Origin of the sequence: Paenibacillus ehimensis NBRC 15659 (genome assembly GCF_004000785.1) — a bacterium.
Taxonomy (GTDB): Bacteria; Bacillota; Bacilli; order Paenibacillales; family NBRC-103111; genus Paenibacillus_G; species Paenibacillus_G ehimensis.
In genome coordinates this window covers 21,129-43,191 of sequence record NZ_BILX01000035.1, presented here as the reverse complement: position 1 = coordinate 43,191, position 22,063 = coordinate 21,129, and the positions used below count along the sequence as shown (strand labels likewise).

The window sequence follows — 22,063 nt, the reverse complement described above, 5'->3', positions numbered from 1 at the left end:
CCAGCTTCTTTTTTATTCGCTTCTTAAGAGCTTCAAGCACCGATTAAGGACGTACTGCTGATCAAAGCCGATTTCTTCCGCAGGCGGCAGCCGTTCCGGCTTAAACCATTCAAAAGCGAGCGCCTCGTTCCGCGGCTCGATATCGCCGGCAACCTGCACGGCATAGGTAAGCCCGATCGCATGCTTTCGGGGATCGACCGCATCGAATCCTCTCACGGAAGCCGCCGAAGGGGCATACTGCGCCACATAGAGCGGCCGCCCGTCTTGGACTGGACTCGTGACGGTCAGACGTTCCCCCAGTGTCTCGCTTAACTGCCGTCGGATGCCGCTTCCGATGGTTTCCCCATAATGCAATCTGCCGCCAACAGTACACCATTTGTTGCCTTGATGGGGCGTTTCTCTCCAAATTAATCCGATGCGGAGCAGGGTGCCCGCTTCGTCAAATTCGCCAAGCAACACGTCGGTACAGACAATAGGAACCAAGGATTGGACCTGATCCCATATCTGCTTTTCCATCCATGGAGCCAAGTCTTTCACGCTCATTTCTTCTGTTCAAAATAGGCTTTCATAATATCGAACCAAACTTTGTAGCCGACATCGTTAGGATGAACGCCATCGGTGAGGAGAGCGTTGACGTTCGAATTCGCCTCCTTCATCCGGCTGTAAATATCGATGTAGTCCAACTGGTTTGCGGCGGCAAACTCCTCGGACAAAGCGACATAATCTTTGTAGTAAGCGCCTGTGCTGTTCTTGGTGTCGTCTTTCTTCGGATTCGGGGATAGCACGATAACCTTGGCCTGCGGCAAGGCCTCTTTGATTTTTTGAAGCATGGTCTCCAGGTTCTCCCTCGTCTTCTTGAGCGGAATGGATTGTCCATGATCGTTAAGCACGAACGTTTCCAACAAAATAATGTCCGGCTTATCCGCGATGACATGGTTCACATAATTTTGAAGCATGACCATCTCGGTAGAATGACCGGGAAAACCGTTCGACAGCAGCACCGTATTCCGCAGACCGTCGATCCCCTGTATGTAACGAATGAACAGATTGGCCCATTTGTACTCCGAGCTGCTGGCTCCGTCCCCGTTCGTTACACTGCTGCCGAAGGTCGCTATTTTCACTTCCCCTTTGGTCAGCGTCAAATAATACAAGTCGTCGATGACGGATCTGGGATTCCCGTTCGGCTTGTATTTATTAATCTCGGCGATTTTTCTCTCTTCGCGGCGTATCAACTCTTGTTCCCATGCCGATTTGGCTTCCTTGGCCTGAATGGCGCCCAAGGCTTCCAGATGCTTTTGCCCGTAGTATAAGACCCCAACGATCATCCCGCAACTGAATACGCTTATGGAGAAAAATGTCGTCGTTACTTTCAAGGCATGTCTTATCTTTTTCCCCCCAACCAAAACCGTACACCTCCGTCGTGTGTCCGAATGCAAAGAAGTGGGCAGGGTGTTCGGAAAGCACCTCTTCGCCTCGTCAGGCTATCCCACTGATACATATTGTAACATAAAACAACAACAAACGAAACAATTCGTATATAAATTTTTCATAAAATGGACTAGTCGGTACGTATATCGCGAGCGTCGGAAACAATCGGGGAAAGAGGTCGTGAACCCTACGGAAGGAAGCTGTGCGGACAGGCGAGGCGGCGACGGTTCGTGGATCCCCTCACTGCTTACAGGTCTCGTTGTTCATCTTTTCGTTCGTTTGCCCGATCAACTTGCATTTCTCCACATAATGGCGGACGTCGTGGATGCTGATTCCGGCGTTATCCGCTTCTCTCGCGAACTGAAGCCATTCGAGGTCGTTCAAGGACAGCTGGTAGCCGTAAGGGGGAACGTCATGAATCAAGACCTCGACCTCCACGCCAAGCACGGCGGCGATCTTGTTTAAAAATTCAATGGACGGATTTTTTTGAATGTTTCTCTCAATCGAGCTCAAATAAGATTTGGCCACGCCGGCCCGATTGGCCAGCTCGGTCAAAGATATGCGCTTTTGCTTGCGATAATGCTGAATGCGCTTACCAATCATGAAACCACCTTCGTTCGCCCGCTTCAGGGGACGTATGTGATACCTCATCTATGGTTAATTCCGTACCGGGGACGAAACGAGGCCCCCGGTACGTGAGTTCATTTCGGACCTACATTAAATAACAGCTTCCATGACGTTCATTCTCGATTTGGTTGTGTTAATAATTTTTTTGTACTCTTCTTCCAGCACAACGCCGATTTGGCTCCAACTGTAATATTCGGCGACAAACTGTTTGCCCAGTTCTCCCATCTTTTCGCAAAGATTCAGATCTGAGAGCAGCGATGCCATTTCTTTGGCGAATTGATCCGAATCGCAGGGCGCTACTCTACCCGCTTGATGAGCGGCTACCTCTCTCCAAATGTTCACTTTGTCCGAGATTAACACCGGGGTACCGCAGATGAGCGCTTCGATGACCGAGATGCCGAAGTTTTCGGAATACGACGGAAGCACGAAGAGGTCCGCTTCCTGCAATACGGCCAGCTTTTGCTGTCCGGTCACCATTCCCGTAAATAACACCTTATCCGTCAAATGCCGCTCCCCGATCCACTCCTTGACTTTGCTGCCGTAATTCTCGTTATCCGGTCCGGCAATAACCAGATGCGCGTCGGGATGGACATCCTTTATTTTGTCGAAGGCTTCGATGAGTATATCCAGTCCTTTTTTGAAATTCAGACGGCTGAAAAACAACACGATTTTTTTGCCGGCCAGCTCCGGATAGAGCTCCCGGAATGTGCCCTTGGGAGGCAGCGTCTTGTATTCCGACAGATCGACCCCGTTCGGGACCACGAATCCTTGACTGTCGAAAGTGTAGGGTTTGGCCAGAATCATTTCCTCTTCCGTTGTATAATGCAGCGCCGAGGCCCGCTTGATGTTCCGGTGCTCGAACAACCATTCCATCACCCGTTTGCGCCCCCGGTTCCGTTGATAAATATAAGGGTCCAGCGTCCCGTGGGGACGAACGATGTAGGGGACGCCGAACTTCCGGCAGTAATGGCCGCTAACCAAGTTGTGAAACAGGTATAGCGAGTGCGTATGCACGATGTCGTAATTAGGAATGTGCTCTTCGAGCGCTTTGGCCAGTCCGAAGGAGGTCCCCCAAAATTTAGGCTGCTGGATTGGAAAATACCGAATTTCCACGCCATCCTTATGCATCGGTTCGTACAAAGGGACGTCAAGCGTTCCGGGCCCGTCCTGATTCGTCGTGAAGATCGTCACTTGATGTCCCCGTTCGGCCAACGATCGGGTCATCCCCATGATTGCCTTTGCCGGTCCTCCGTATCTTGGCGCCAAATTCGCAATCACGTGCAGGATTTTCATAATTTCCATCCCTTTCTAATGAAACTACATAAAAGTGGGTCTCCGGTTCAGCTTCACCCGCTGAAACGTACTGGGCTCCACAGCTTGCGCAACCTCCGGATCTTTTGCGCGCCGGGCCGTCAGACTCCGGTTCAGGTGGATGCCGATGGAGCACCATAGGAAGAAGCTGACGGCATTCCCCAGCGTGAACAGAATGCTCTCCGTGAAGGAGTAGAACATCAGAACGATAAAGATGGACAGCAGAATTTCCAGCGAAACGGAGCTCTCCCGGATATATTTTTTAAGCAGAAAATACAGGGCCGATACCGCCATAATCAGAAAGCAGATTAACCCCAGTATGCCGGTATTCAACAGGACGACCAAGTAATAGTTGTCTCTCGAAACGGTCGATTTCACCATGCCTTGGCCGAATATATATTCGTTGATCGTATCGTTGGCAGCCAAAAAGTTCGACCAGATCGTCAGCCGGTTGCTGAGAAGCTTATCCGCAGCGGCGATCAGGCTTTCCACATCGACGAACTGTACGGCGCAGATCACAATCACGAGCAGGGCGCACAGGCTGATGACCGACGTTCGGATCGCCCAATGAAGCAGCCGGAACACGTACTTGCGGACCAGATACACGGCGAGCAGCAGCACGACGCACAGCAGCGCCGTCCGGCTTACGCTTAAGTAAATCAAGTACGCGAAGAGCGGCACCGTGAGCAGGTAGCCCTTCTTTTTCGTCATACCGTAAACCAGCATCGATACCGCAAAGCCAAAGAAGGCATATAGTCCCATAAAGTTGGGGTGTCGGAAAAAGCCCAAGTACCGGTTACGCAAGCTGAACGGATCCAAATGAAACGCCTTCGGATCGGACAGCCCAAGCACGACTGCAAGCGCCATGCAGCAAACGATTGTAAAATAAGCGACTTTGACGAAGCTGACGTACTCGATCTGATGCAGGCGCATATAATTGGGAAGCAAAATCATGCTGTAGAAAAAAAGCAGGATGTACGTTCCGATCGACAGTAGGCTGTCCCACGTCTGCGTGTACGTCGTGCTGTTGGTCAGACCGATGCACATAACGATGGTCCAGCAATGAAAGACGGCGATCAAGTATTTCGTCACCGGCGTGATCGTAACCGGCTGCTTGATCATATACAGCAGCAGAATCAAGAAGTGGATGGTAACAAAGGTGAATTTGAGCGTATAGATCAAGTCGCCGCTAAATTTCATGAAAGAAAGAATATTGCTGGCGATGATCAATATAACCGGGACATGAAACGCTATGCTTCTCATTATGACACAACCTTTATGCGAGCTTGTGGCGCCTATCCTACGGGCTGGACCGTTTTCCGGACAGCAGGTCTCCCCACCGATACGTAATCGAGACCGGCCGACTCCGCAGCAGACAGCTTGAAGCAGTTTCTTCCGTCAAACATCGCCGGACGCTTCATCAGCGAACGAAGCTTGCGCAAATCGATTTGCTTGAACTCCTCCCAGTCGGTCAGCAGGAATACGCCGTCGGCATCCTGAATCGCTTCCTCCCACGACCCGGCATACTGCGTCGCCGGATGAAGCCATTGCGGCGCTTTATCCATCGCAACCGGATCGTAAGCGACGACCTCCGCTTCTTCGTTCACCAGCTGTTCGATGACCCGAATGGACGGCGCCTCGCGCATATCGTCGGTATTCGGCTTGAATGCAAGCCCCAACACCGCGAATTTCAGCCCCTGCAAGCTTCCATAGTACGCTTTCGCCTTCCGGAGGATGCCCGTCTGCTGCTTCTCGTTCACTTTAACGACGGAGCGCAGCAGCTCGAAGTCGTACTGCATATTGCCTGCAATTTGAATCAGCGCATTCGTATCTTTAGGGAAGCACGAGCCTCCATAACCGATGCCGGCCTTTAGAAATTGATTGCCGATCCGTTTATCGAGCCCCATCCCTTCGGATACGTTCTCCACGTTTGCGTCAAGCATTTCGCACAGATTCGCGATTTCGTTAATAAAGCTGATTTTCGTAGCCAAAAAAGCATTGGAAGCATACTTGATCATTTCGGAGCTTCGCCGGTCGGTCATGACGATCGGGATCCCGAGCGGCTCGTGAAGCCGGCGGACCGTTTCACCCGCGCTGTCCCGATTGGCCCCGATGACGATCCGGTCCCCGTGGAACGTATCGTAAATGGCCGTGCCTTCCCTTAAAAATTCCGGGTTCGAGACGACTTCAATCCCGTAGTCCGGCGAAATCCGGTCGCGGATCAGCGCTTCCACATGATCTCCCGTTCCGACAGGTACGGTGCTTTTGATGACGAGGACCGCTTGCTTTTTCAAGTAAGGTATGGAGGATAAAGCGGCGCCTTCCACAAAGGAGATGTCCGCCATTCCGTTCGCTTGGCTCGGCGTCCCGACCGCTATAACGATCACGTCCGCCATCGGAATGGCTTCCTCGTACGAATCGGTGAATTTGAGCCGGCCGCCGGTAATATGTTTTTCGAGCAGCTCTTCCAACCCCGGCTCGTAAATCGGCGAAACGAATCGGTTTAATTTCTGAATTTTATCCGGGTCCAGATCAAGACCGACAACCTGATGCCCGATTTCCGCATAACAAACCGAACTGATGAGTCCGACATAACCTGCACCGATTACAGCGATATTCATAAGTTTTCTCCTCCCGTTTCCGCGGCAGCTCGAAATCAAGCGCCCTCCATCAGATTATCGTCTTTTTTTGGGGAGCCCGAGTAAGTCTCAAAATGCTGTTCAATCTCGGCCCATTGGGTAAGCAGGCGGGTCGTGTTCTCGGTATGGAGCTCGCGTCCCCTATGCACCTCAAGCCACTGCATATCCGTCAGCGCCTTTAAGCTGTGCGGCGCTCCGGCCGGGATTTGCAGCATGTCGCCGGCGCAGACGCGGACGATTTTCCCGTCTAAGGCGAATTGTCCGGTTCCCGATACGATCGTCCAGCATTCGCTATAATGCTCGTGCGAATGATAGCTGAGACATTGTCCTTCCGTCATTTGAACGAGACGGGTCAGCACCTCGCTGCCGTCCTCCAGCTTTTTGAAATCCAGGACTTTATATTCCCCCCATCGCTTCTCTTCGTACATCGGAGGCTGATCCGTATGCTTCAGAAGTTCTTTAAGGCGCGGGCTGGAAGCTTTGTCCGCGACCAGAATGCCGTCCGGGCTTGCCGCCACAACGATGTCCTTCAAGCCGATGACGGTTACCGGCACATCCAATTCGTTGACCACGTGCGTATTGGAGGAGCGTTCGCAGATCACGGCTTTGCCGATGGTATTCTGGCTCATCTCTTCCGTGAGCGTATTCCAGGTACCCAGATCCTTCCAATACCCTTCGTACGGAACGACAACCACACGCTCGGCCTTTTCCACTACTTCGTAATCGAAGCTGATGTTTGGCGTTTTATGATACTGCTTGAGCATTTCCTCGTATTGAATGGGCAGTCCCTTTTCCATCAGCAGGTTGATCACGTAATTGAGCTTGAATGCAAATACGCCGCAATTCCACAGCGCTTGCTGCGCGATAAGGCCTTCGGCTTCCTGCTCGCTCGGCTTTTCCGTGAAGCGGTGAACCGGCTGGTACCAAGCATCCGCTTGTCCTCCGCCCTGCTTCGGAATGATATAGCCGTATTTGCCGGAAGGATAGGTCGGCTTCACCCCGATTAAAGCGAGATCCGCCCCCGATTCCCCAATGCAGCGTTCAAGCCGCTTTATATAATGAAAGAAATCATTTTCCACGTAAGGGTCGACCGGCAGTACCGCCACGACCTCGTTTAATCCTGTACCGGCAATCGAATACAGGTAGGTTGCCGCCAGGGCGATGGCCGGGAACGTATCCCGACGTTCGGGCTCGACGACGATTCTGGCCAAATGGCGAAGCTGCCGCTGCAAAATTTCGGTCTGGCTCTTCCCGGTAGCGACAAGCACATCGTCGGACAAGCCTACGGATTCGAGCTGCCGCCATACACGCTGGACCATCGATTCTTTTTCGCCTTTGTCGTTTTGAAGAACTTGAAGGAATTGCTTGGATCGCGCATCGTTGGATAAAGGCCACAGCCGTTTGCCGGAGCCTCCGGATAATAGAACCAGCTTCATGTTCTCCACTCCTTTTTATCTATGGTTCGAACCCGCACAGCTTTAAATCATGTGCAGCCGCGCTTTTTCCTGAAACCGCTCTTTGACAAACTTGGCCGGCGTGCCGGCGAACACCTGGTTGGCGGGCACGTCCTTGACGACCGTGCTTCGGGCGGCTACCACGCCCATAACTCCTACCGTTACGCCCGGGTAGACGAAGACATCGCTGGCAATCCAGGCGCCGTCCCGGATAACGATCGGTCGGGTCACCAGGCCGAAGGCCTCGTCGGTCATATCATGGCTCCCCGTGCATAAATAGCAGTGCTGGGAAACGACGCAGTGCTCGCCCACTTCGATCCGGTCCAGACTGTAAAATTCTACATTGTCTCCGATCCAGGAATAATCCCCGATGGTTACTTTCCACGGATACGTAAATTTCGCCGTGGCGCGAACCTGTACGCCCCGTCCGATCTTGGCTCCGAACAATCGGAGCAGGAACCGCCTCCACCCGTACATATTGTGAAGCGAGAAGCGAAACAATGTCCCCTGCACGAACCACCACAGCAGCACGACGGCATTGCTCCGGCCACGGGAATACCAGTCCTGATTGTAAAGATCAAGCCGAATCCTGTTCTTCATCGCGAATGACTCCAATTCGAAAGATTAGGCTTTCGCATTCGTTTGCTGTACGAACGGAGCGGACGCCTGATTCGATTTGCGCCGAAGCTCGGTCATCTTGATCTCGACCTGCCAGTAATACACGGCGCGGGCAAACGCAAAATGAAATCCGGCTGAGCCGTCCAGAAAGCCCAGTTTAAAGAAATAAGAATGCAGGAAAGCGAAAGCCCATTTCATCGGAAGCGCGTTGAACACTTTTTTCTGCAGCGCCCGCGATGCTTTCTGGGATTCCTGCGGATTGCTCAGCAGCCCCTTCAGGCGAACCGTCGCTTCCCAGTCGGAATAGCGGTTATGCCGGGCGAAATAGTCGAATATTGCGTCATGGTCGAAGTGCAGCATCTTGTGGCGAAGCAGCTCCACCTTCCCGTTAATTTGCGGCTGATAATGCCCTTCCACCTCCCACATGTTGGCAGCGCCCAAATCGTCATAATCGAGAAACCGGCCTTCGTGCCGGTTAAACAGCACGAGCTTGTGCACTTGATGACCGTGCTTCAGCACCTTGTTCATAAACACATAGTCGTAGCCGACAAAGTATCCGTTGTGGGACGGCGTCTTCTCCATCACGGCGGCAATTTCGTCGGAAAGGCCCGGCGTCACTTCCTCGTCGGCGTCGACATACAGAACCCAATCATTGCTGAAGGGCAGGTTTTCCAAGGACCACTGCTTTTTCTTCGGGTATTTGCCATCCCAGGTAAAGTTCACGACCTTGGCGCCCAAGCTTTCGGCGATCTCGACGGTTTTATCCGTACTGTTCGAATCGACGACGAAAATTTCGTTGAAATGGCGAACGGAACGAATACATTTGGCAATGTTTTTCTCTTCGTTTTTTGTCATAATAATGACCGATACGGGAATGAGCTTAGCCATGCACCTTGATACCACCTTCATGAACGTTTTCTGTTTTTTGAAGCAGCTCCTTGAACGCCACATCCAAGTCTCGCATGATGGATTCGATGCTCAGCCGATTCTCGGCATAAATTCGCGCATTATTGCCGAGAATCGCCCGGCGTTCCCGCTCAATCGACAGCGTATACACGGCATCCGCCAGCTTCTCCGCCTGCTCGGCCGGAACGGTAATGCCGGCTTTGGATTCCGTGATAACCGCATGTACAGACGTACCTTCGTCAGCCGTTGCAAGGACCGGTTTCCCGCTGGCCAGCATACCCGTCAGCTTCGATGGCATGACCAGATCGGAGGCGCTGCTCTTTTGAATCAGCAGATGAACATCGGCCGTATTGAGCAGCGCGTTGAGCCGTTCCGTCGGCTGTAGGGGAAGAAAATAGATATTATCCAATTCCCGTTCCTTGGCCAGCCGGACAAGCTCCGCTTTGGCGACGCCGTCTCCGCACATCATATACTTGATTTTCGTAACCGCCTTTGTGCGTTCAGCTGCATCCAGCACGATTTCGAGGCCCTGCTTCGCTCCCATATTGCCCGAATACAGGAAAACGACGTCCTCCGAAGCAATGCCGAGCTGCTTCCGGTAATCGTCCACCGGTTCGGAAAGCGGATAAATGGCGGACGTGTCGACCCAGTTCGGAAAAAACCTCACTTTTTTCTCCGTGACGCCCTTGCTGAGCAATTTCTCCGTCATTTTGGGAGAGATGGACGACACCGCGTCGAATCGTTTCATCAGCCACCGCTCCATACCCAGCACCGCTTTTTTCAGCGCCGGCTTTTGCGGAAGCAGTCCCAAATCGAACGCGGCATCGACCTCGAAATCCTGAACATGCAGCCAAGTCTTGGTCCGAAACAGCTTCGAAAGCAGGACGGATGCCGGCGAAATAACCAAGGGCGGCTCCACCGCAAGCAAGATATCCGGCCGCCGGAACAGCTGCGCGATCAAAACCGGAAGGCTGGAGACCGCAAACGAGGCCAAGTGAATTAATCGTTTGACGCCCGAGGCTTTAGCCGGAACCCAGACCGGGCAACGCCATACCTTGACGCCCGGAGCCCAATCTTCCTTCATGTATTTGGACCCGGAGTAGCCTTCCTTCACTTTCCACTGGGGATAATAAGGCGGAGCGGTTATGACCCGGACGTCATAGCCTTGCCCGGCAAGCCATTCGGCCATTTCCCCATTGTATTTGCCGATCCCGGTCAGCTCGGGGGCAAAGTTGATGCTGTAGAGCAGGATCTTCACAGGTCTCATCGTTCTCCTCCTTTCTTATGGGGTTGAGGTGGCTTTTACCAAGAAGTTCCTCGCCTCTCCCGTCTGAATGATATGGCGGTATTCGCTTTCGAGCGATTGCCCGATATGATCCCAGTGGTACTGCTTCCGGACCATTTCGATGCCGTTGCGCCCCATCGCTTCCCGCTTTCCGGGATCGTTCAGCAGTGCAACGATCTGCTCGGCGACCGAAGCCGTCTCGCACTTGCATACGAGGCCTGCTCCGTGGGAAACGACTTCCCGCCAAATGTTTACTTTGTCCGAAACGACTACCGGCGTGCCACAGACGAGCGCTTCGATCACGGCGATGCCGAAATTTTCGGAGTATGAGGGCAGCACGAACAAATCGGCGTCCTGCAGCACCGCCAGTTTGTCTTTCCCGGTCAGCATCCCGGTGAACAGCACATGCTGCGTCAAATGTTCCTCCCGAACCCACTGCCGCACCTGCTCCCCATATTGATCGTTATCGGGTCCGGTCAACACCAACATCGCATCCGGATGCGCCTGCAGAACGGACCGGAACGATTTGATCAGCAAATCGAGCCCTTTCTTGAAATTCAACCTGCCGAAAAACAGGATTATTTTTTTGTCCTTCAGCTCGGGATAACGCGCCCGGAACGCCCCTTTGTCCGGCATGTCGGCAAATTCCGTCAGGTCGAGGCCGATCGGAACGACGATCCCCTGTTGATCGAAGGAGACCGGCTTGGCAAGATGCATTTCCTCTTCGGTAATAAAATGCAAAGCCGCCGCATTCCGGAAGTTGCGGTTCTCGAACAGCACCTCCATCAGCCGTTTGCGATTGCGATGGCGTTGATAAATGAACGGATCCAGCGTGCCATGCGGACAAACGATATAAGGCACTTTATATTTTCTGCTGTAATAGCCCGCTACCAGGTTGTGGAACAAATACAGCGCATGAAGATGCACGATGTCATATTTGGGAATTTCCCTTTTTAATGCCACTGCCATCGGCAAGGACGTACCCCAAAAGCCCGGCTTTTGAATTGGGAAATACGTAATTTCCACTCCGTTTTTCAGGACAGGTTCACCCAACGGAACGTCAAGCCGGTCTGGCCCGTCTTGATCGGTTGTAAAGATGCTGACCTGATGACCCAGCTTCGCCAACGCTTCTGACATCTCCATAGCCGCTTTTGCCGGTCCCCCGTACCGGGGAGCCAAGTTGGCAATCACATGAAGAATTTTCATGAATTCATCTTCTTTCTCATGATTGGATATGTTTTAAGTGACTGTGATAGCATACGGCGGTTGGGTCCGGCCGCTTTCCTGCGTTCGCCGGATGATTCGAACGTCCTGAAAACAAATGCCGACAGAGGACCAGAGGAAAATACTTGCCGCATTGCCAAGTGTGAACATAACGCTTTCGGTAAACGAATACAGCGCAAGCGCAACCATCATGGCGATAATCATGCCCAGCGTCTTCGAGGGCGTTTCGTTAAACTGCTTAAGCAAGCCATAGAAGGTGTTCATCAGCATGAACACGAACATCGCAAGCCCCAAAAAACCGGTGCTGGTCATGACGACCAAATAATAGTTATCCATTATTTCGTCGGTTTTCAGCGTTCCCTGCCCGATGATAAAATGCAGGAGGCTCTCGTTTCTGTCCAGAAGGTCGCTCCATACCGTAATCCGGTTGCTTAGCGCTTTATCGACCGTATCGAGCAACGTGTCCCGGTCCACGGCCGCCAAAATTCCGAATAAGAGGCAGGCCAGCAACGGGAAGAAGACGTAAGGGTATTTCAGCATCTGCAGCATCCCCAGATACAGAATCCGCTTGAACATAAAAATCAGCAGCATCGCGATGACGGTATACAAAGCCGTTCGGCTTCCGCTCATCACGATCAGCGTAAGGTAGAGCGGGACCGTGAGCAGATACAGCCGGCTGCGGCCGACGGACTGCATGATGATGGAAACGACGATCCCCAAAAACGCGTAGAGCCCGAGCGAATTCGGATGCTGGAAGTAGGCCATATACCGGTTGCGCAAGCTGTACGGATCGAGGTGAAACGATTCCGGGTCACCGAAGCCGGCGAGAATCGACACGCCGATCGAAAACAGGACCGCAAAATAGAATACCCGAACGATCTCGGCATATTTCATCTTTTTGTACCTGACATAGTTGGGCAGCAGGACGATGGCAAAGCCAAACAGCATAATGTAAGAAAAAATAGTCATGCCCATGGACACGATATCGCTGATCGAAGTGCTGTTCGTTAAGCCCAAACACATGACGACCACCCAAAGGTAGAAGATGAGCGACGTCATTCGCGAATGCGGGGTCATCCGTATTTTCTTTTTTTTGATTAACAGGTAGATCAGAAAGAACGCTGCGCAAGATAAAAAAAGTACGAATTTGGCAATGTAAAATACATTGGCGGCACTGAATCTCATGAACGCAAGAACATTACAAGAAACCAGTAAAAACATCAAACTGTTAAAGGTTATGTTTCTCACTCGATCCAACCCTTGTTTCACTTTTGTCATTCTTGCTACATGTTCCTTTTCGGGACCCGGTTCATTCGGGCTTTGGCCATGACGTAGCCGGACAGCTTACTCGGCAAAAACTTGCTTCCCATATGGAGAGCCGTCTTTAAGCAAAACTGCAATTCATCCGATTTGAGCACGAACGAAATGACGAGATAGGCAAGGCCCGATGCGATTACGATCAAGCCAAGGTCGAGGGCAAGCGCAAAACTGGACTGGACGGTTCGATCGAACAAGTGAAGATCCAGCAGATTGGACATTCCAAAAATGACGGCGACCATGGCCCCCACGGAGACGAGTGACTTCCAAACCGGAAAATGCGCCGCTTTGACGCCCGTTTTTTTGTACATTCTTCTTCGCAGGACGTTATATAGAACAAAAAAGCTAACCATCTCGGAAATCGCGGTGCTTAAAGCGAGTCCCTTAATCCCGAATATCGGGACGGAGATCGAATTCAGCGTCACGTTGATGCCGATCTGCATCGTCGTGTTCAGCACGGGTGTCCTTGAATCTTTCATCGCGTAAAACGAGCGCAGAATGAATTCCTTCCAGGACAGGAAAGGAAGCCCTATGGAGTAAAAGCATACGATCGACGCGGTAATTAGCGTCGCCGTTTGGTTGAACGCTCCGCGCTCGTACAGGAATTGCGTAATCGGGATCGCCATGAGCACGAGAATGGCGGCAATCGGAAGCATGAAGAAGGATAAAATGCCCAATCCTTTACGGATCAGATGCATAAATTCCTCTTCCTTGCCGAGGCCAACCTTCTCGGACAGCTTCGGAAATAGCACGACCAGAATCGGCATTTGGACGACACCAACAAACAGGCTGAAAATCCGCTGGCCGTACCCGAGAGCGGCCACGCTGCCCACCGCCAGACCGGAAGAGAAGAAGCGGTCGACGATGACGTTGATTTGTCCGCCCATGCCGGTAGCGATGGTGGACGGCGCCATGGTGATAATCTTTTTGAAATCTTTATCTTTAAGATGGATGAACCACTTGTACCCCGTCGTTTTAAACACGGGAAGCTGAATCAAAAATTGAGCGGCGACACCGAGCACATAGCACACCGTAACCCACTCGATTCCGCCCAAAAACCCTGCGGCAAACATCCCTGCAATAACGACCGCGTTATTTGGTATGTTGCTTAGAGCCGAATAGCCAAACTTGTTTTGCGATTGAAGCACCGTCGTCGCCCAACCCGCAAGCCCGAGGAAAATCGTGACGGGCATCATCATGCGCGTCAGATGGATGGCCAGCTCCGCCTGATGCCCGGTAAATCCCGGAGCAATCGTATGGATCAGCAGCGGGGCCATGCTATAGCCTACGAGCGTAAAGCCGACCAGCACGATGACGACGACATGCAGCAAGCTTAAGCTGACGTTCCGGAAAGCTTCCACTCTGCGGTCTGCATGCAGCACGGAAAGCACTGGAATGCCTGCCGTACCGATCGCCGGACCCAGGAAGCTGAACAGAATGTAAGTCACCGTCTGGGCCATAATAAAGGCATCGACTTCCGGACCTACTCCGAAAAATGCGGCCAAGGTCGATTCCCTGACAAACCCGAGCATACGCCCCAGTATGGTTGCTCCGAAAATCCAAATCGCCGGTTTGCTTAATCTCTCGATCGCTTGGCTCGATGGGCCTTCATGTTTTTGTACGGATTCCGACAATATGGTTTCCCCCATAAAACACCGTTAAGGCTGCCTGTGATTTGCACAGCCTTAACGGCTCGTTAGTAACAACGAAGTCCGGTAATGGCGGGCCGCTCCGACCGTTATGTGATGGACGATCAGATGACCGATGTGAGGACCTTGTTCTTCATCTCTTGCTCTACCCGGGCCAAATCCGTCTCCACCATCATATGAATCATCTCGCGGAAGCTGACTTTTTGCTCCCAGCCAAGTTTGTTTTTCGCCTTCGTGCAATCGCCGAGCAGCAGATCGACTTCGGCCGGACGGAAAAATTTCGGATCGATCACGACGTGATCCTCATAATTCAGGTCAACGTGCGAGAAGGCGATCTCCAGCAGCTCCCGCACCGTATGCGTTTCATTCGTTGCAATGACGTAATCGTCCGGCTGCTCTTGCTGCAGCATCAGCCACATCGCTTTGACGTAATCGCCGGCAAACCCCCAGTCGCGCTTGGCGTCGAGATTGCCCATGCGCAGCTCGCTCTGCAGCCCCAGCTTAATGCGGGCTACTCCGTCCGTTACTTTGCGGGTGACGAACTCGATGCCGCGTCTCGGCGATTCGTGATTGAACAGAATGCCCGAGCAAGCAAACATGTCGAAGCTTTCGCGGTAATTGACGGTAATCCAGTGGCCGTACACTTTGGAGACGCCGTACGGGCTGCGCGGATAGAACGGCGTCGTTTCCTTCTGCGGCGTTTCGACGACCTTGCCGAACATCTCGCTGCTGGACGCTTGGTAGAACCGGGCATCCGGGCTTACAAGCCGCACGGCCTCCAACATGTTGGTCACGCCGAGTGCCGTAATTTGACCGGTCAGAAGCGGCTGAGGCCAGGACGTCTCAACGAAGGACTGTGCCGCAAGGTTGTAAATTTCTTCCGGCTGGCTGGCGCGCACGGCCAGAATTAAGGAAGCGAGGTCAGTCAAATCGCCCGAAACCCACTCGATTTCGTTGCGGATATGCGCGATATTTTCATAATTCGGAGTGCTGGTCCGGCGGCGAAGGCCGTATACCTTGTATCCTTTTTCCAGCAGCAGTTCAGCAAGATACGATCCGTCTTGGCCGGTTACACCTGTAATGAGAGCTCTCTTCATACGATCCTCCTGTAATTGGCGGCGGTTTTTAATTGTCCTTGGTTTTCTTGATACCAGGCGTACGTTTGGCGCAAGCCTTCCTCCAAGGAAATGTTCGCTTTCCAGCCGATTCCGTTTAGTTTGGTTACATCCACGAGCTTTCTCGGAGTGCCGTCCGGCTTCGTCGGATCGAAGGCAATTTCCCCCCGGTAGCCGACAATATCCTTGATTTTCTCCGCCAGCTCCCGGATCGAGATATCTTCGCCGACTCCGATATTGATGATTTCATCGCTTTCGTAATGTTTCATCAGATATATGCACGCATCCGCCAAGTCATCCGCATGCAGGAACTCGCGCTTCGGCCGGCCCGTGCCCCAAATTTCCACGTAGGGCGCATCTGCCAGCTTTGCTTCATGGAACTTCCGGATCATCGCCGGGAGCACATGGGAATTTTGCAGATCGAAGTTGTCGTTAGGCCCATACAGATTGGTTGGCATGACCGAAATATACTTGGTACCGTATTGGCGGTTATACGACTGGCACATTTTGATGCCCGCAATTTTAGCGACCGCATAAGGTTCGTTGGTCGGCTCAAGTCCGCCGCCGAGCAAATATTCTTCTTTCATCGGCTGAGGGGCGTATTTCGGGTAAATGCAGGTGCTTCCTAAAAACAGCAGCCGTTTTACACCGTAACGATAAGCGGCATCGATAACATTCGTTTGAATCAGCAGATTGTCGCGAATAAAATCGGCAGGGTATTCGTTATTGGCAACAATACCGCCTACCCGGGCGGCGGCCAGGAAGACGACGTCGATTTGCTGTTCTTGAAAGAAGGCGTCTACCTTACGGGCGTCCCGAAGGTCGAGTTCGAGTGACGTTTTGCACACGATATTCTCGTATCCTTCGCTTTGCAGCTTTCTAACGATCGCGGAGCCCGCCAAGCCCCGGTGACCGGCAACATAAATCCTGGACGTTGTTTGCATCGTTGTGGTATTCACCTTCCTGTGGCTAATAAGCGTTTTTCGAGCCGAGCAGCATACTCACCGTTTTTAAAATGATTTTCAGGTCGAGAAGGAAGCTGCGGTGTACAATATATTGGATATCCAGCTCGATCATTTGCTCGAAGTTCAAGCTGTTCCTGCCGCTAACCTGCCATAACCCGGTGCATCCCGGCGTCACCTGAAGACGCTGCATATGATAGGAAGAGTATTCCTTCACTTCTCTGGGCAGCGGAGGACGGGGGCCGACCAGACTCATATGTCCTTTGAGCACGTTGAACAATTGAGGCAGCTCATCGATACTCGTTTTGCGAATAAATTTTCCCACTTTCGTGATGCGGGGATCGTGCTTCATTTTAAACATGTGGCCCTCAATCTCGTTTTGACTGAGCAGCTGAGGCAGCAGCTCCTCCGCGTTGGAAATCATCGAGCGAAATTTATACATTCGGAAATGCTTACCGTTTTTGCCCACCCTGATCTGATGAAAGAACACAGGGCCCTTCGGATCCTCCATTTTTATAAGAAGCGCTACGATAACGAATACGGGCAGCAGAACGACAATTCCACAAACAGCGCCAAGAATATCCAGCATTCGTTTCGCAATCAAGTACGTTTGGCGGGCCTCGTCCAATGAATGGTTTGTTGAATTGTCCAAACGGGCATTCATATCCGAATTCATTGCCTTTCTCCCCTAACCGTGCAGACTAATGGCTTTTTCCCGATCTACGATTTCTTGAAGCGCATGAAGCAGCGGAGACCGCAGCTCTTGGTTCATTAAAGCAAAATCGAGCGAAGTAAGAATGAATCCGAGCTTTTCGCCCACATCGTAACGAACGCCTTCAAAATGATAGGCGAATACGTTCTGAAGCTCATTCAGCTTCTGAATCGCGTCCGTCAGTTGAATCTCCCCGCCGGCGCCCGCCTCCTGCTCCTCGAGAATGTTGAAAATTTCGGGAGTCAGGATGTAACGGCCCATGATCGCCAGATTGGAGGGCGCTTTGCCTCTCGGCGGCTTCTCGACAAACTGTCTGACTTTATAAAGCCGTCCCTGCTTATCGATCGGATCGATGATGCCATAACGGTTCGTTTCCTCTTGGGAAACCGGTTGGACGCCGATCACGGAGCTCTCTGTTTTCTCGTAATACTGAATCATCTGCTTCAGGCATGGAGTCTCCCCGTGCACGATATCGTCGCCGAGCAGTACAGCAAACGGCTCGTCTCCAATAAATTTGCGCGCGCACCAGACGGCATGTCCAAGACCTTTCGGTTCTTTTTGACGTATATAGTGAATGTCGACAATTTTCGATGGGTGCTGAACCTTCTGCAGCAGCTCAAGCTTCCCTTTCTCAAGCAAGCTGTGCTCAAGCTCGAACGCATTGTCGAAATGATCTTCGATTGCACGTTTTCCTTTACCCGTTACAATAATGATGTCGGTAATGCCGGATTGCACCGCTTCTTCGACAATATACTGGATCGTCGGCTTATCGACGATCGGAAGCATTTCCTTGGGCATCGCTTTCGTAGCCGGTAAAAAACGAGTACCTAACCCGGCTGCGGGAATAATGGCTTTTCTTACTTTTCTCATACACTACCTCCCCGAACTCCATGTATTTCTGTATCTCATCTCGCAGCCTGATTATCGGCGTACAAATCCTGTACAAATGATTTGGGCATCTAACCCTCCCTCACAACATACCAGCGACGATAAACGTCTAAGGCGCTGCTGCCCACAGTATGCCCGAGTGCCTACAGTGGTAAAGGTGCAGTAGACATTACCTGAAAGCATATTCGGTTGCAGGGAACTTTCCGATTCGCTTCACGATTACTTGGAGGCTCCGTAATAGGTGTACGTCTCTTCGTTGTTGTTATTGGGTTTGTTATTCAGAACGACGCCAAGGATTTTGGCATTGACATGCTGCAAGCGGGCTAACGCCTTGCTTGCCCGGTCTCGCTTCACTTTACCCGACCCGAGGACAAATACGACGCCGTCGCATTTGGTCGCTACGATTTGAGCATCCGTAACCGCCAGAATCGGCGGAGAGTCCAGCAGGACAACGTCAAACGTTTGAAGAAGATCTTCCAGCAGTTGATCCATCCTTTTGGAAGCGAGCATCTCCGCCGGATTGGGAGGAATGGGGCCCGAGGTGAGTACCGTTAAATGCTCGATATGGGTTTCGCTGAGCGCTTGTTTGACATTCAACTGGCCGGCGAGCAGATTCGACAGCCCTTGCCGGTTCGACTTCATGAAATAATGATGCAGGCTCGGGTTTCGCATATCCGCATCGATGAGGACGACGTTTTTGCCTTCCTGCGCAAACGCGACGGCGAGATTCGAGATGGTGGTCGATTTTCCTTCGCCCGGTTCCGAGGAAGAAACCAGAATCGTGCGAATTTGATGGTCGATTTCAGAGAACTGGATGTTCGTTCGCAGCATTCGATAAGATTCGGAAATATAGGACCGGGGATTCTCGTGAGTAATCAACTTGAGATTATTGGCCGACGCTGGCATATTCCGCCTCACCTACCTGCTTCATTTTTTTGTCGAGTCGATGTCTTTTGAAGTTATCTTTCGTCGTTTTGTTGATCGTCACCAACACCGGCAGCCCAAGGTAGTTCTGCACGTCCTGCTCGGTTTTGATCGTATCGTCCAGATATTCCAGCAGGAAGGCCAGACCGACGGAAACGACGAAGGAGACGACAAAAGCAATAATGAGATTAATCAGCGGTTTCGGCCGGACAGGCTCCGGATTCTCGTCGACCTTGGCTTCGTTAAGAATCATCACATTGTCGACTTTCATAATGAGCGGGATTTGAGTCTTGAACACATCCGCGATGGCATTCACGATGCGGATCGCACGGGCTTGAGAGCCGTCTTCGATGCTGACGCTGATCACCTGCGTCTCGTTAACGGAACTGACCTTGACCTTCTTGATCAGCTGCTGTGTCGTCAACCCAAGATCCGGATTCTGATCAAGCACTTTATCCATAATGGCCGGGGATTTGATGATTTCCTTGTACGTGTTGACCAGCAAGAGGTTCGAGCGGACCGAGTCGGGATTCAGGTAGTCCTTCTCGCTGGAAATACTCGATTTGTTGACGATCAATTTGGAATTGGCTACGTACACCGGTTTGATAACGTAGAAGCTAAGCAGACTTGTTACGACGCATGAAATGAGAATAATGACGACGATCATCCAAATTCTTTTTCTTATGACACCGAAGTATTCTTTCAGTTCCAGTTCCATTTCTTCTCTCTCCCTGCCACCGCAAACTTTAATAGCTGGTTCGTTCTGATGATTAGCAAGAATAGGTTTTATTATCCCCCTTCCACGAAATGTATGAACTGCTGTTCTTTACTAAGAACAAATTCAAAATTTTGATACAATTCGTATCATTTTCTAACAATCATTACTGTAAGATACTTCTTGAAAATTGTCAACCCTTTTTTCAAAACGTTTAATGATTGAAAATCCGGAAGGATACTCCAGAGGGATAAGTGGGGGAAAATGGGGAGTGGACAAGCCGTCCCGGATCGCTGTTTCTTCGCGAAACCCTAGCTGGAACAGCACTTTAAAGCATCCACTCAACTTTGCTTCGATTCGGAAGTGTAACCGCTCATCGACGCATCTTTCATTTTGCGCGGCAAAATGAAAGACGGCTCGACCGATATATTTATTCTACTTTATGATACAATATGTAACTTATCAATAGAACATTCAACATCCAAAAAAACAATATACGGGGGTGCCTTCAAAAAAATAACCATCGGCGTTTTTTCGGGGCTTCAAAATTTTGAATCGGCATCGAATGAATGACGGCATGGGCATTATCCTGAAAGTACAGCGCCATCGGCTTCCCATAGCGCCGCTCGATCAGCTTGTAAGCTTTGGCCAAATGGTCGATTCCCCGAATCCGGTTATGGGCGTCAGAGGCAATAAACTGCACCATGGATTCGCGGCAAAACAGGAAGCTGAGCTTCTGAATCGTACGTCCGTGCTTGCCAAGCAAAGAGCCCGCGGTTAATTGAAATAAGGCGCCCAGCTCTTTTAACCTCCCTACAATGCGAGGGTTTTGGATGATCTCGACGTTTCGCTCGGGATGAGCAATAACGGGAACCAGGCTGCGCAGACGAAGTTCGTGGAACAGGTCTTCGATCCGGTCGGGAACGTACTTATGCGGAAACTCCAACAGAATATACTGGGAGTCGTTCAAGGTAATTAGTTTGTTCTCGTCCAATTCCTCCAGCAGTTGGTCGTTTACGCGAATTTCCTGTCCCGGCAAAAGAAGAAGCTCGGATTGCCGCTCCCGTAATTGCGCATTCGTCCTGTCCACGAGCTCTCTGATCGAAACCGCCTCGTTCTCATATTGCCCGTCGGCATGGTGCGGCGTCGCAATGACGGTGCGGATTCCATGCTGCTTGGCCATTTGCGCCATGTCCATCGTATCATCCATAGTCTGGCAACCATCATCCAGCCCTGGTAGTATGTGACAATGGAGATCGATCATAAGTTCCTCCGTTACGTTTGATAATTAATCTGCGGCAGCTCGTACGCGGAAGGTTGGGAGAAGGCATAGCGCTCCAGCGCTTTTTCGATATAGACTTCTTCCGTGACGAGATACAGCATGGATAAAAGCATGCTCCGATCGCTGCGGCTCATCTCGTATTTCAGGCGGTACTGAAACTGACCGTTGTTCGGTTCACAGTATAACCGGTCGCCAGACAACCGGAGTAGGCCGCTTTGAAAAATCAGCTCCAAAGATACGGTTACCCGCTTGTCGACCGGAATGCGAAGAGAAGAGATAAACCCGATCTCCTTCGCGTTCAAATGGGTGACGCGAACCGGGGCATAACCGGAATAAACAGCTTTTCCGCCTACCATGCTGATCGACAGTCGGCATTCCGATAGCGCGCTTAACGCCGGATATCCCAAGCTATTTGGGATATAATGGATTTTGTTCATTTCTCATCTTCCCATACTCCAGATTTTTAGGTAAAATCACAGTGATGATACAAATTGTATTGAATATCACAAAATTTTTAGGTATATTTTTAAAATACTATACTATTTGTATCATTGTAAATAGATGGAAAACGCTTTCGTCAGCATTTTTTTCAATTTCTTGATCTTTCGTCATTTTTTTATTCGAGCTGGAGGTACCATTGATGAAATATGGAGAGCGGATTGCATTACTACGTGAGAAGTATTCCATGACGCAAGAGGAGTTATCCTTGAAGCTCGGGATTACTCGCGCCTCTCTGTCACACTATGAGAACAACCGAAGAGAGCCTAGCTACAATACGATCACCAGCATTGCCAATTTCTTCAACGTTTCGATCGATTATATGATCGGCCGGACCGAAAATCCCCATCGGATAGTGGAGCAGATGCAGACGGCCCATGAATACGAGGAAAAGATCGAGCCGTCCGGAGACAAAGTCATCTAAACGAAAAACCTGTGTATACGGTACACTTGTTCCTGTAAACTCCATGTTCGTCTGCATATAATGTAAAAAACGGAAATGAAGGTGG

General features: G+C 51.2%; 22 protein-coding genes. 1 reads left to right on the top strand and 21 read right to left on the bottom strand.

Translation table 11 applies throughout. The annotated features are described in order from the left end of the window. Positions 1 to 12: 12 nt before the first annotated feature. The 21 genes from PEH01S_RS20005 to PEH01S_RS19905 all read right to left on the bottom strand — a co-directional run bounded on the left by PEH01S_RS20005 (position 13) and on the right by PEH01S_RS19905 (position 21,493). A complete protein-coding gene (locus PEH01S_RS20005) occupies positions 13 to 537 on the bottom strand; it encodes a DUF4916 domain-containing protein (protein ID WP_164827950.1) in 525 nt (174 codons plus the stop codon). A 2-nt stretch (positions 538 to 539) separates the two neighbouring features. Continuing rightward, on the bottom strand, positions 540 to 1,403 hold the full coding sequence (locus PEH01S_RS20000; protein ID WP_127487610.1) for an SGNH/GDSL hydrolase family protein: 864 nt from the start codon (positions 1,401 to 1,403) through the stop codon (positions 540 to 542). Between the two features lie 265 nt (positions 1,404 to 1,668). Then, a complete protein-coding gene (locus PEH01S_RS19995; protein WP_127487608.1) occupies positions 1,669 to 2,031 on the bottom strand; it encodes an XRE family transcriptional regulator in 363 nt (120 codons plus the stop codon). A gap of 114 nt (positions 2,032 to 2,145) precedes the next feature. Next, complete coding sequence (locus tag PEH01S_RS19990; protein WP_164827948.1) at positions 2,146 to 3,348, bottom strand: glycosyltransferase; 1,203 nt, start codon at positions 3,346 to 3,348, stop codon at positions 2,146 to 2,148. Positions 3,349 to 3,372: 24 nt separating this feature from the next. Then, on the bottom strand, positions 3,373 to 4,629 hold the full coding sequence (locus PEH01S_RS19985; protein ID WP_025851209.1) for an O-antigen ligase family protein: 1,257 nt from the start codon (positions 4,627 to 4,629) through the stop codon (positions 3,373 to 3,375). 32 nt (positions 4,630 to 4,661) lie between these two features. Beyond that, positions 4,662 to 5,987 carry a UDP-glucose dehydrogenase family protein gene (locus tag PEH01S_RS19980; RefSeq protein WP_025851208.1) on the bottom strand — a complete coding sequence of 442 codons (1,326 nt, stop codon included), beginning with the start codon at positions 5,985 to 5,987 and terminating at the stop codon, positions 4,662 to 4,664. Positions 5,988 to 6,022: 35 nt separating this feature from the next. Beyond that, positions 6,023 to 7,441, bottom strand: a complete 1,419-nt coding sequence (locus tag PEH01S_RS19975; protein WP_025851206.1) for a sugar phosphate nucleotidyltransferase — start codon at positions 7,439 to 7,441, stop codon at positions 6,023 to 6,025. Between the two features lie 42 nt (positions 7,442 to 7,483). After that, on the bottom strand, positions 7,484 to 8,059 hold the full coding sequence (locus tag PEH01S_RS19970; protein WP_025851205.1) for a WcaF family extracellular polysaccharide biosynthesis acetyltransferase: 576 nt from the start codon (positions 8,057 to 8,059) through the stop codon (positions 7,484 to 7,486). Between the two features lie 24 nt (positions 8,060 to 8,083). Then, a complete protein-coding gene (locus PEH01S_RS19965; RefSeq protein WP_025851204.1) occupies positions 8,084 to 8,965 on the bottom strand; it encodes a glycosyltransferase family 2 protein in 882 nt (293 codons plus the stop codon). After that, positions 8,958 to 10,250, bottom strand: a complete 1,293-nt coding sequence (locus tag PEH01S_RS19960; RefSeq protein ID WP_218032711.1) for a glycosyltransferase WbuB — start codon at positions 10,248 to 10,250, stop codon at positions 8,958 to 8,960. The genes PEH01S_RS19965 and PEH01S_RS19960 overlap by 8 nt, the downstream gene beginning before the upstream one ends. Before the next feature lie 15 nt (positions 10,251 to 10,265). Next, a complete protein-coding gene (locus PEH01S_RS19955; protein WP_025851201.1) occupies positions 10,266 to 11,474 on the bottom strand; it encodes a glycosyltransferase in 1,209 nt (402 codons plus the stop codon). Positions 11,475 to 11,507: 33 nt separating this feature from the next. Next, positions 11,508 to 12,569, bottom strand: coding sequence for an O-antigen ligase family protein (locus PEH01S_RS19950; protein ID WP_127487604.1), 1,062 nt, complete (start codon positions 12,567 to 12,569; stop codon positions 11,508 to 11,510). A 206-nt stretch (positions 12,570 to 12,775) separates the two neighbouring features. After that, on the bottom strand, positions 12,776 to 14,443 hold the full coding sequence (gene murJ / locus PEH01S_RS19945; RefSeq protein WP_025851199.1) for a murein biosynthesis integral membrane protein MurJ: 1,668 nt from the start codon (positions 14,441 to 14,443) through the stop codon (positions 12,776 to 12,778). Between the two features lie 119 nt (positions 14,444 to 14,562). After that, positions 14,563 to 15,555 (bottom strand): GDP-mannose 4,6-dehydratase, encoded by a 993-nt coding sequence (gmd, locus tag PEH01S_RS19940; RefSeq protein ID WP_025851198.1) that lies wholly within the window; start codon positions 15,553 to 15,555, stop codon positions 14,563 to 14,565. Continuing rightward, positions 15,552 to 16,517: a GDP-L-fucose synthase gene (fcl, locus tag PEH01S_RS19935; RefSeq protein ID WP_025851196.1), complete on the bottom strand. Its 966-nt coding sequence runs from the start codon at positions 16,515 to 16,517 to the stop codon at positions 15,552 to 15,554. Before fcl ends, gmd begins: the two co-directional genes overlap by 4 nt. 25 nt (positions 16,518 to 16,542) lie before the next feature. After that, on the bottom strand, positions 16,543 to 17,199 hold the full coding sequence (locus PEH01S_RS19930; RefSeq protein ID WP_036714740.1) for a sugar transferase: 657 nt from the start codon (positions 17,197 to 17,199) through the stop codon (positions 16,543 to 16,545). A 24-nt stretch (positions 17,200 to 17,223) separates the two neighbouring features. Then, the gene (galU, locus tag PEH01S_RS19925; RefSeq protein WP_025851193.1) at positions 17,224 to 18,117 is read right to left on the bottom strand and encodes a UTP--glucose-1-phosphate uridylyltransferase GalU; all 894 of its coding nucleotides are present in this window, start codon (positions 18,115 to 18,117) and stop codon (positions 17,224 to 17,226) included. Positions 18,118 to 18,354: 237 nt separating this feature from the next. Continuing rightward, positions 18,355 to 19,041 carry a CpsD/CapB family tyrosine-protein kinase gene (locus PEH01S_RS19920; RefSeq protein WP_025851192.1) on the bottom strand — a complete coding sequence of 229 codons (687 nt, stop codon included), beginning with the start codon at positions 19,039 to 19,041 and terminating at the stop codon, positions 18,355 to 18,357. After that, complete coding sequence (locus tag PEH01S_RS19915) at positions 19,022 to 19,777, bottom strand: YveK family protein (protein ID WP_025851190.1); 756 nt, start codon at positions 19,775 to 19,777, stop codon at positions 19,022 to 19,024. Before PEH01S_RS19915 ends, PEH01S_RS19920 begins: the two co-directional genes overlap by 20 nt. 505 nt (positions 19,778 to 20,282) lie before the next feature. Beyond that, a complete protein-coding gene (locus PEH01S_RS19910; protein WP_281281496.1) occupies positions 20,283 to 21,038 on the bottom strand; it encodes a tyrosine-protein phosphatase in 756 nt (251 codons plus the stop codon). Between the two features lie 11 nt (positions 21,039 to 21,049). Further along, positions 21,050 to 21,493 carry a hypothetical protein gene (locus PEH01S_RS19905; RefSeq protein WP_127487600.1) on the bottom strand — a complete coding sequence of 148 codons (444 nt, stop codon included), beginning with the start codon at positions 21,491 to 21,493 and terminating at the stop codon, positions 21,050 to 21,052. Positions 21,494 to 21,696: 203 nt separating this feature from the next. Here PEH01S_RS19905 and PEH01S_RS19900 point away from each other — a divergent pair, with 203 nt between their 5' ends. Continuing rightward, on the top strand, positions 21,697 to 21,978 hold the full coding sequence (locus PEH01S_RS19900; RefSeq protein ID WP_025851187.1) for a helix-turn-helix domain-containing protein: 282 nt from the start codon (positions 21,697 to 21,699) through the stop codon (positions 21,976 to 21,978). The last annotated feature ends 85 nt before the right edge of the window (positions 21,979 to 22,063 follow it).

Coding starts and splice junctions, on each gene's coding strand:
- PEH01S_RS19955 (WP_025851201.1), bottom strand. CDS start 11,474: ATGAAAATTCTTCATGTGATTGCCAACTTGGCTCCCCGGTACGGGGGA.
- galU (WP_025851193.1), bottom strand. CDS start 18,117: ATGAGAAAAGTAAGAAAAGCCATTATTCCCGCAGCCGGGTTAGGTACT.
- PEH01S_RS19960 (WP_218032711.1), bottom strand. CDS start 10,250: ATGAGACCTGTGAAGATCCTGCTCTACAGCATCAACTTTGCCCCCGAG.
- PEH01S_RS19980 (WP_025851208.1), bottom strand. CDS start 5,987: ATGAATATCGCTGTAATCGGTGCAGGTTATGTCGGACTCATCAGTTCG.
- PEH01S_RS19975 (WP_025851206.1), bottom strand. CDS start 7,441: ATGAAGCTGGTTCTATTATCCGGAGGCTCCGGCAAACGGCTGTGGCCT.
- PEH01S_RS19910 (WP_281281496.1), bottom strand. CDS start 21,038: ATGATCGATCTCCATTGTCACATACTACCAGGGCTGGATGATGGTTGC.
- PEH01S_RS19900 (WP_025851187.1), top strand. CDS start 21,697: ATGAAATATGGAGAGCGGATTGCATTACTACGTGAGAAGTATTCCATG.
- PEH01S_RS19905 (WP_127487600.1), bottom strand. CDS start 21,493: ATGAACAAAATCCATTATATCCCAAATAGCTTGGGATATCCGGCGTTA.
- PEH01S_RS19970 (WP_025851205.1), bottom strand. CDS start 8,059: ATGAAGAACAGGATTCGGCTTGATCTTTACAATCAGGACTGGTATTCC.
- PEH01S_RS19920 (WP_025851192.1), bottom strand. CDS start 19,041: ATGCCAGCGTCGGCCAATAATCTCAAGTTGATTACTCACGAGAATCCC.
- PEH01S_RS19985 (WP_025851209.1), bottom strand. CDS start 4,629: ATGAGAAGCATAGCGTTTCATGTCCCGGTTATATTGATCATCGCCAGC.
- PEH01S_RS19965 (WP_025851204.1), bottom strand. CDS start 8,965: ATGGCTAAGCTCATTCCCGTATCGGTCATTATTATGACAAAAAACGAA.
- PEH01S_RS19995 (WP_127487608.1), bottom strand. CDS start 2,031: ATGATTGGTAAGCGCATTCAGCATTATCGCAAGCAAAAGCGCATATCT.
- fcl (WP_025851196.1), bottom strand. CDS start 16,517: ATGCAAACAACGTCCAGGATTTATGTTGCCGGTCACCGGGGCTTGGCG.
- PEH01S_RS19950 (WP_127487604.1), bottom strand. CDS start 12,569: ATGACCCCGCATTCGCGAATGACGTCGCTCATCTTCTACCTTTGGGTG.
- PEH01S_RS19930 (WP_036714740.1), bottom strand. CDS start 17,199: ATGAATGCCCGTTTGGACAATTCAACAAACCATTCATTGGACGAGGCC.
- PEH01S_RS19915 (WP_025851190.1), bottom strand. CDS start 19,777: ATGGAACTGGAACTGAAAGAATACTTCGGTGTCATAAGAAAAAGAATT.
- PEH01S_RS19990 (WP_164827948.1), bottom strand. CDS start 3,348: ATGAAAATCCTGCACGTGATTGCGAATTTGGCGCCAAGATACGGAGGA.
- gmd (WP_025851198.1), bottom strand. CDS start 15,555: ATGAAGAGAGCTCTCATTACAGGTGTAACCGGCCAAGACGGATCGTAT.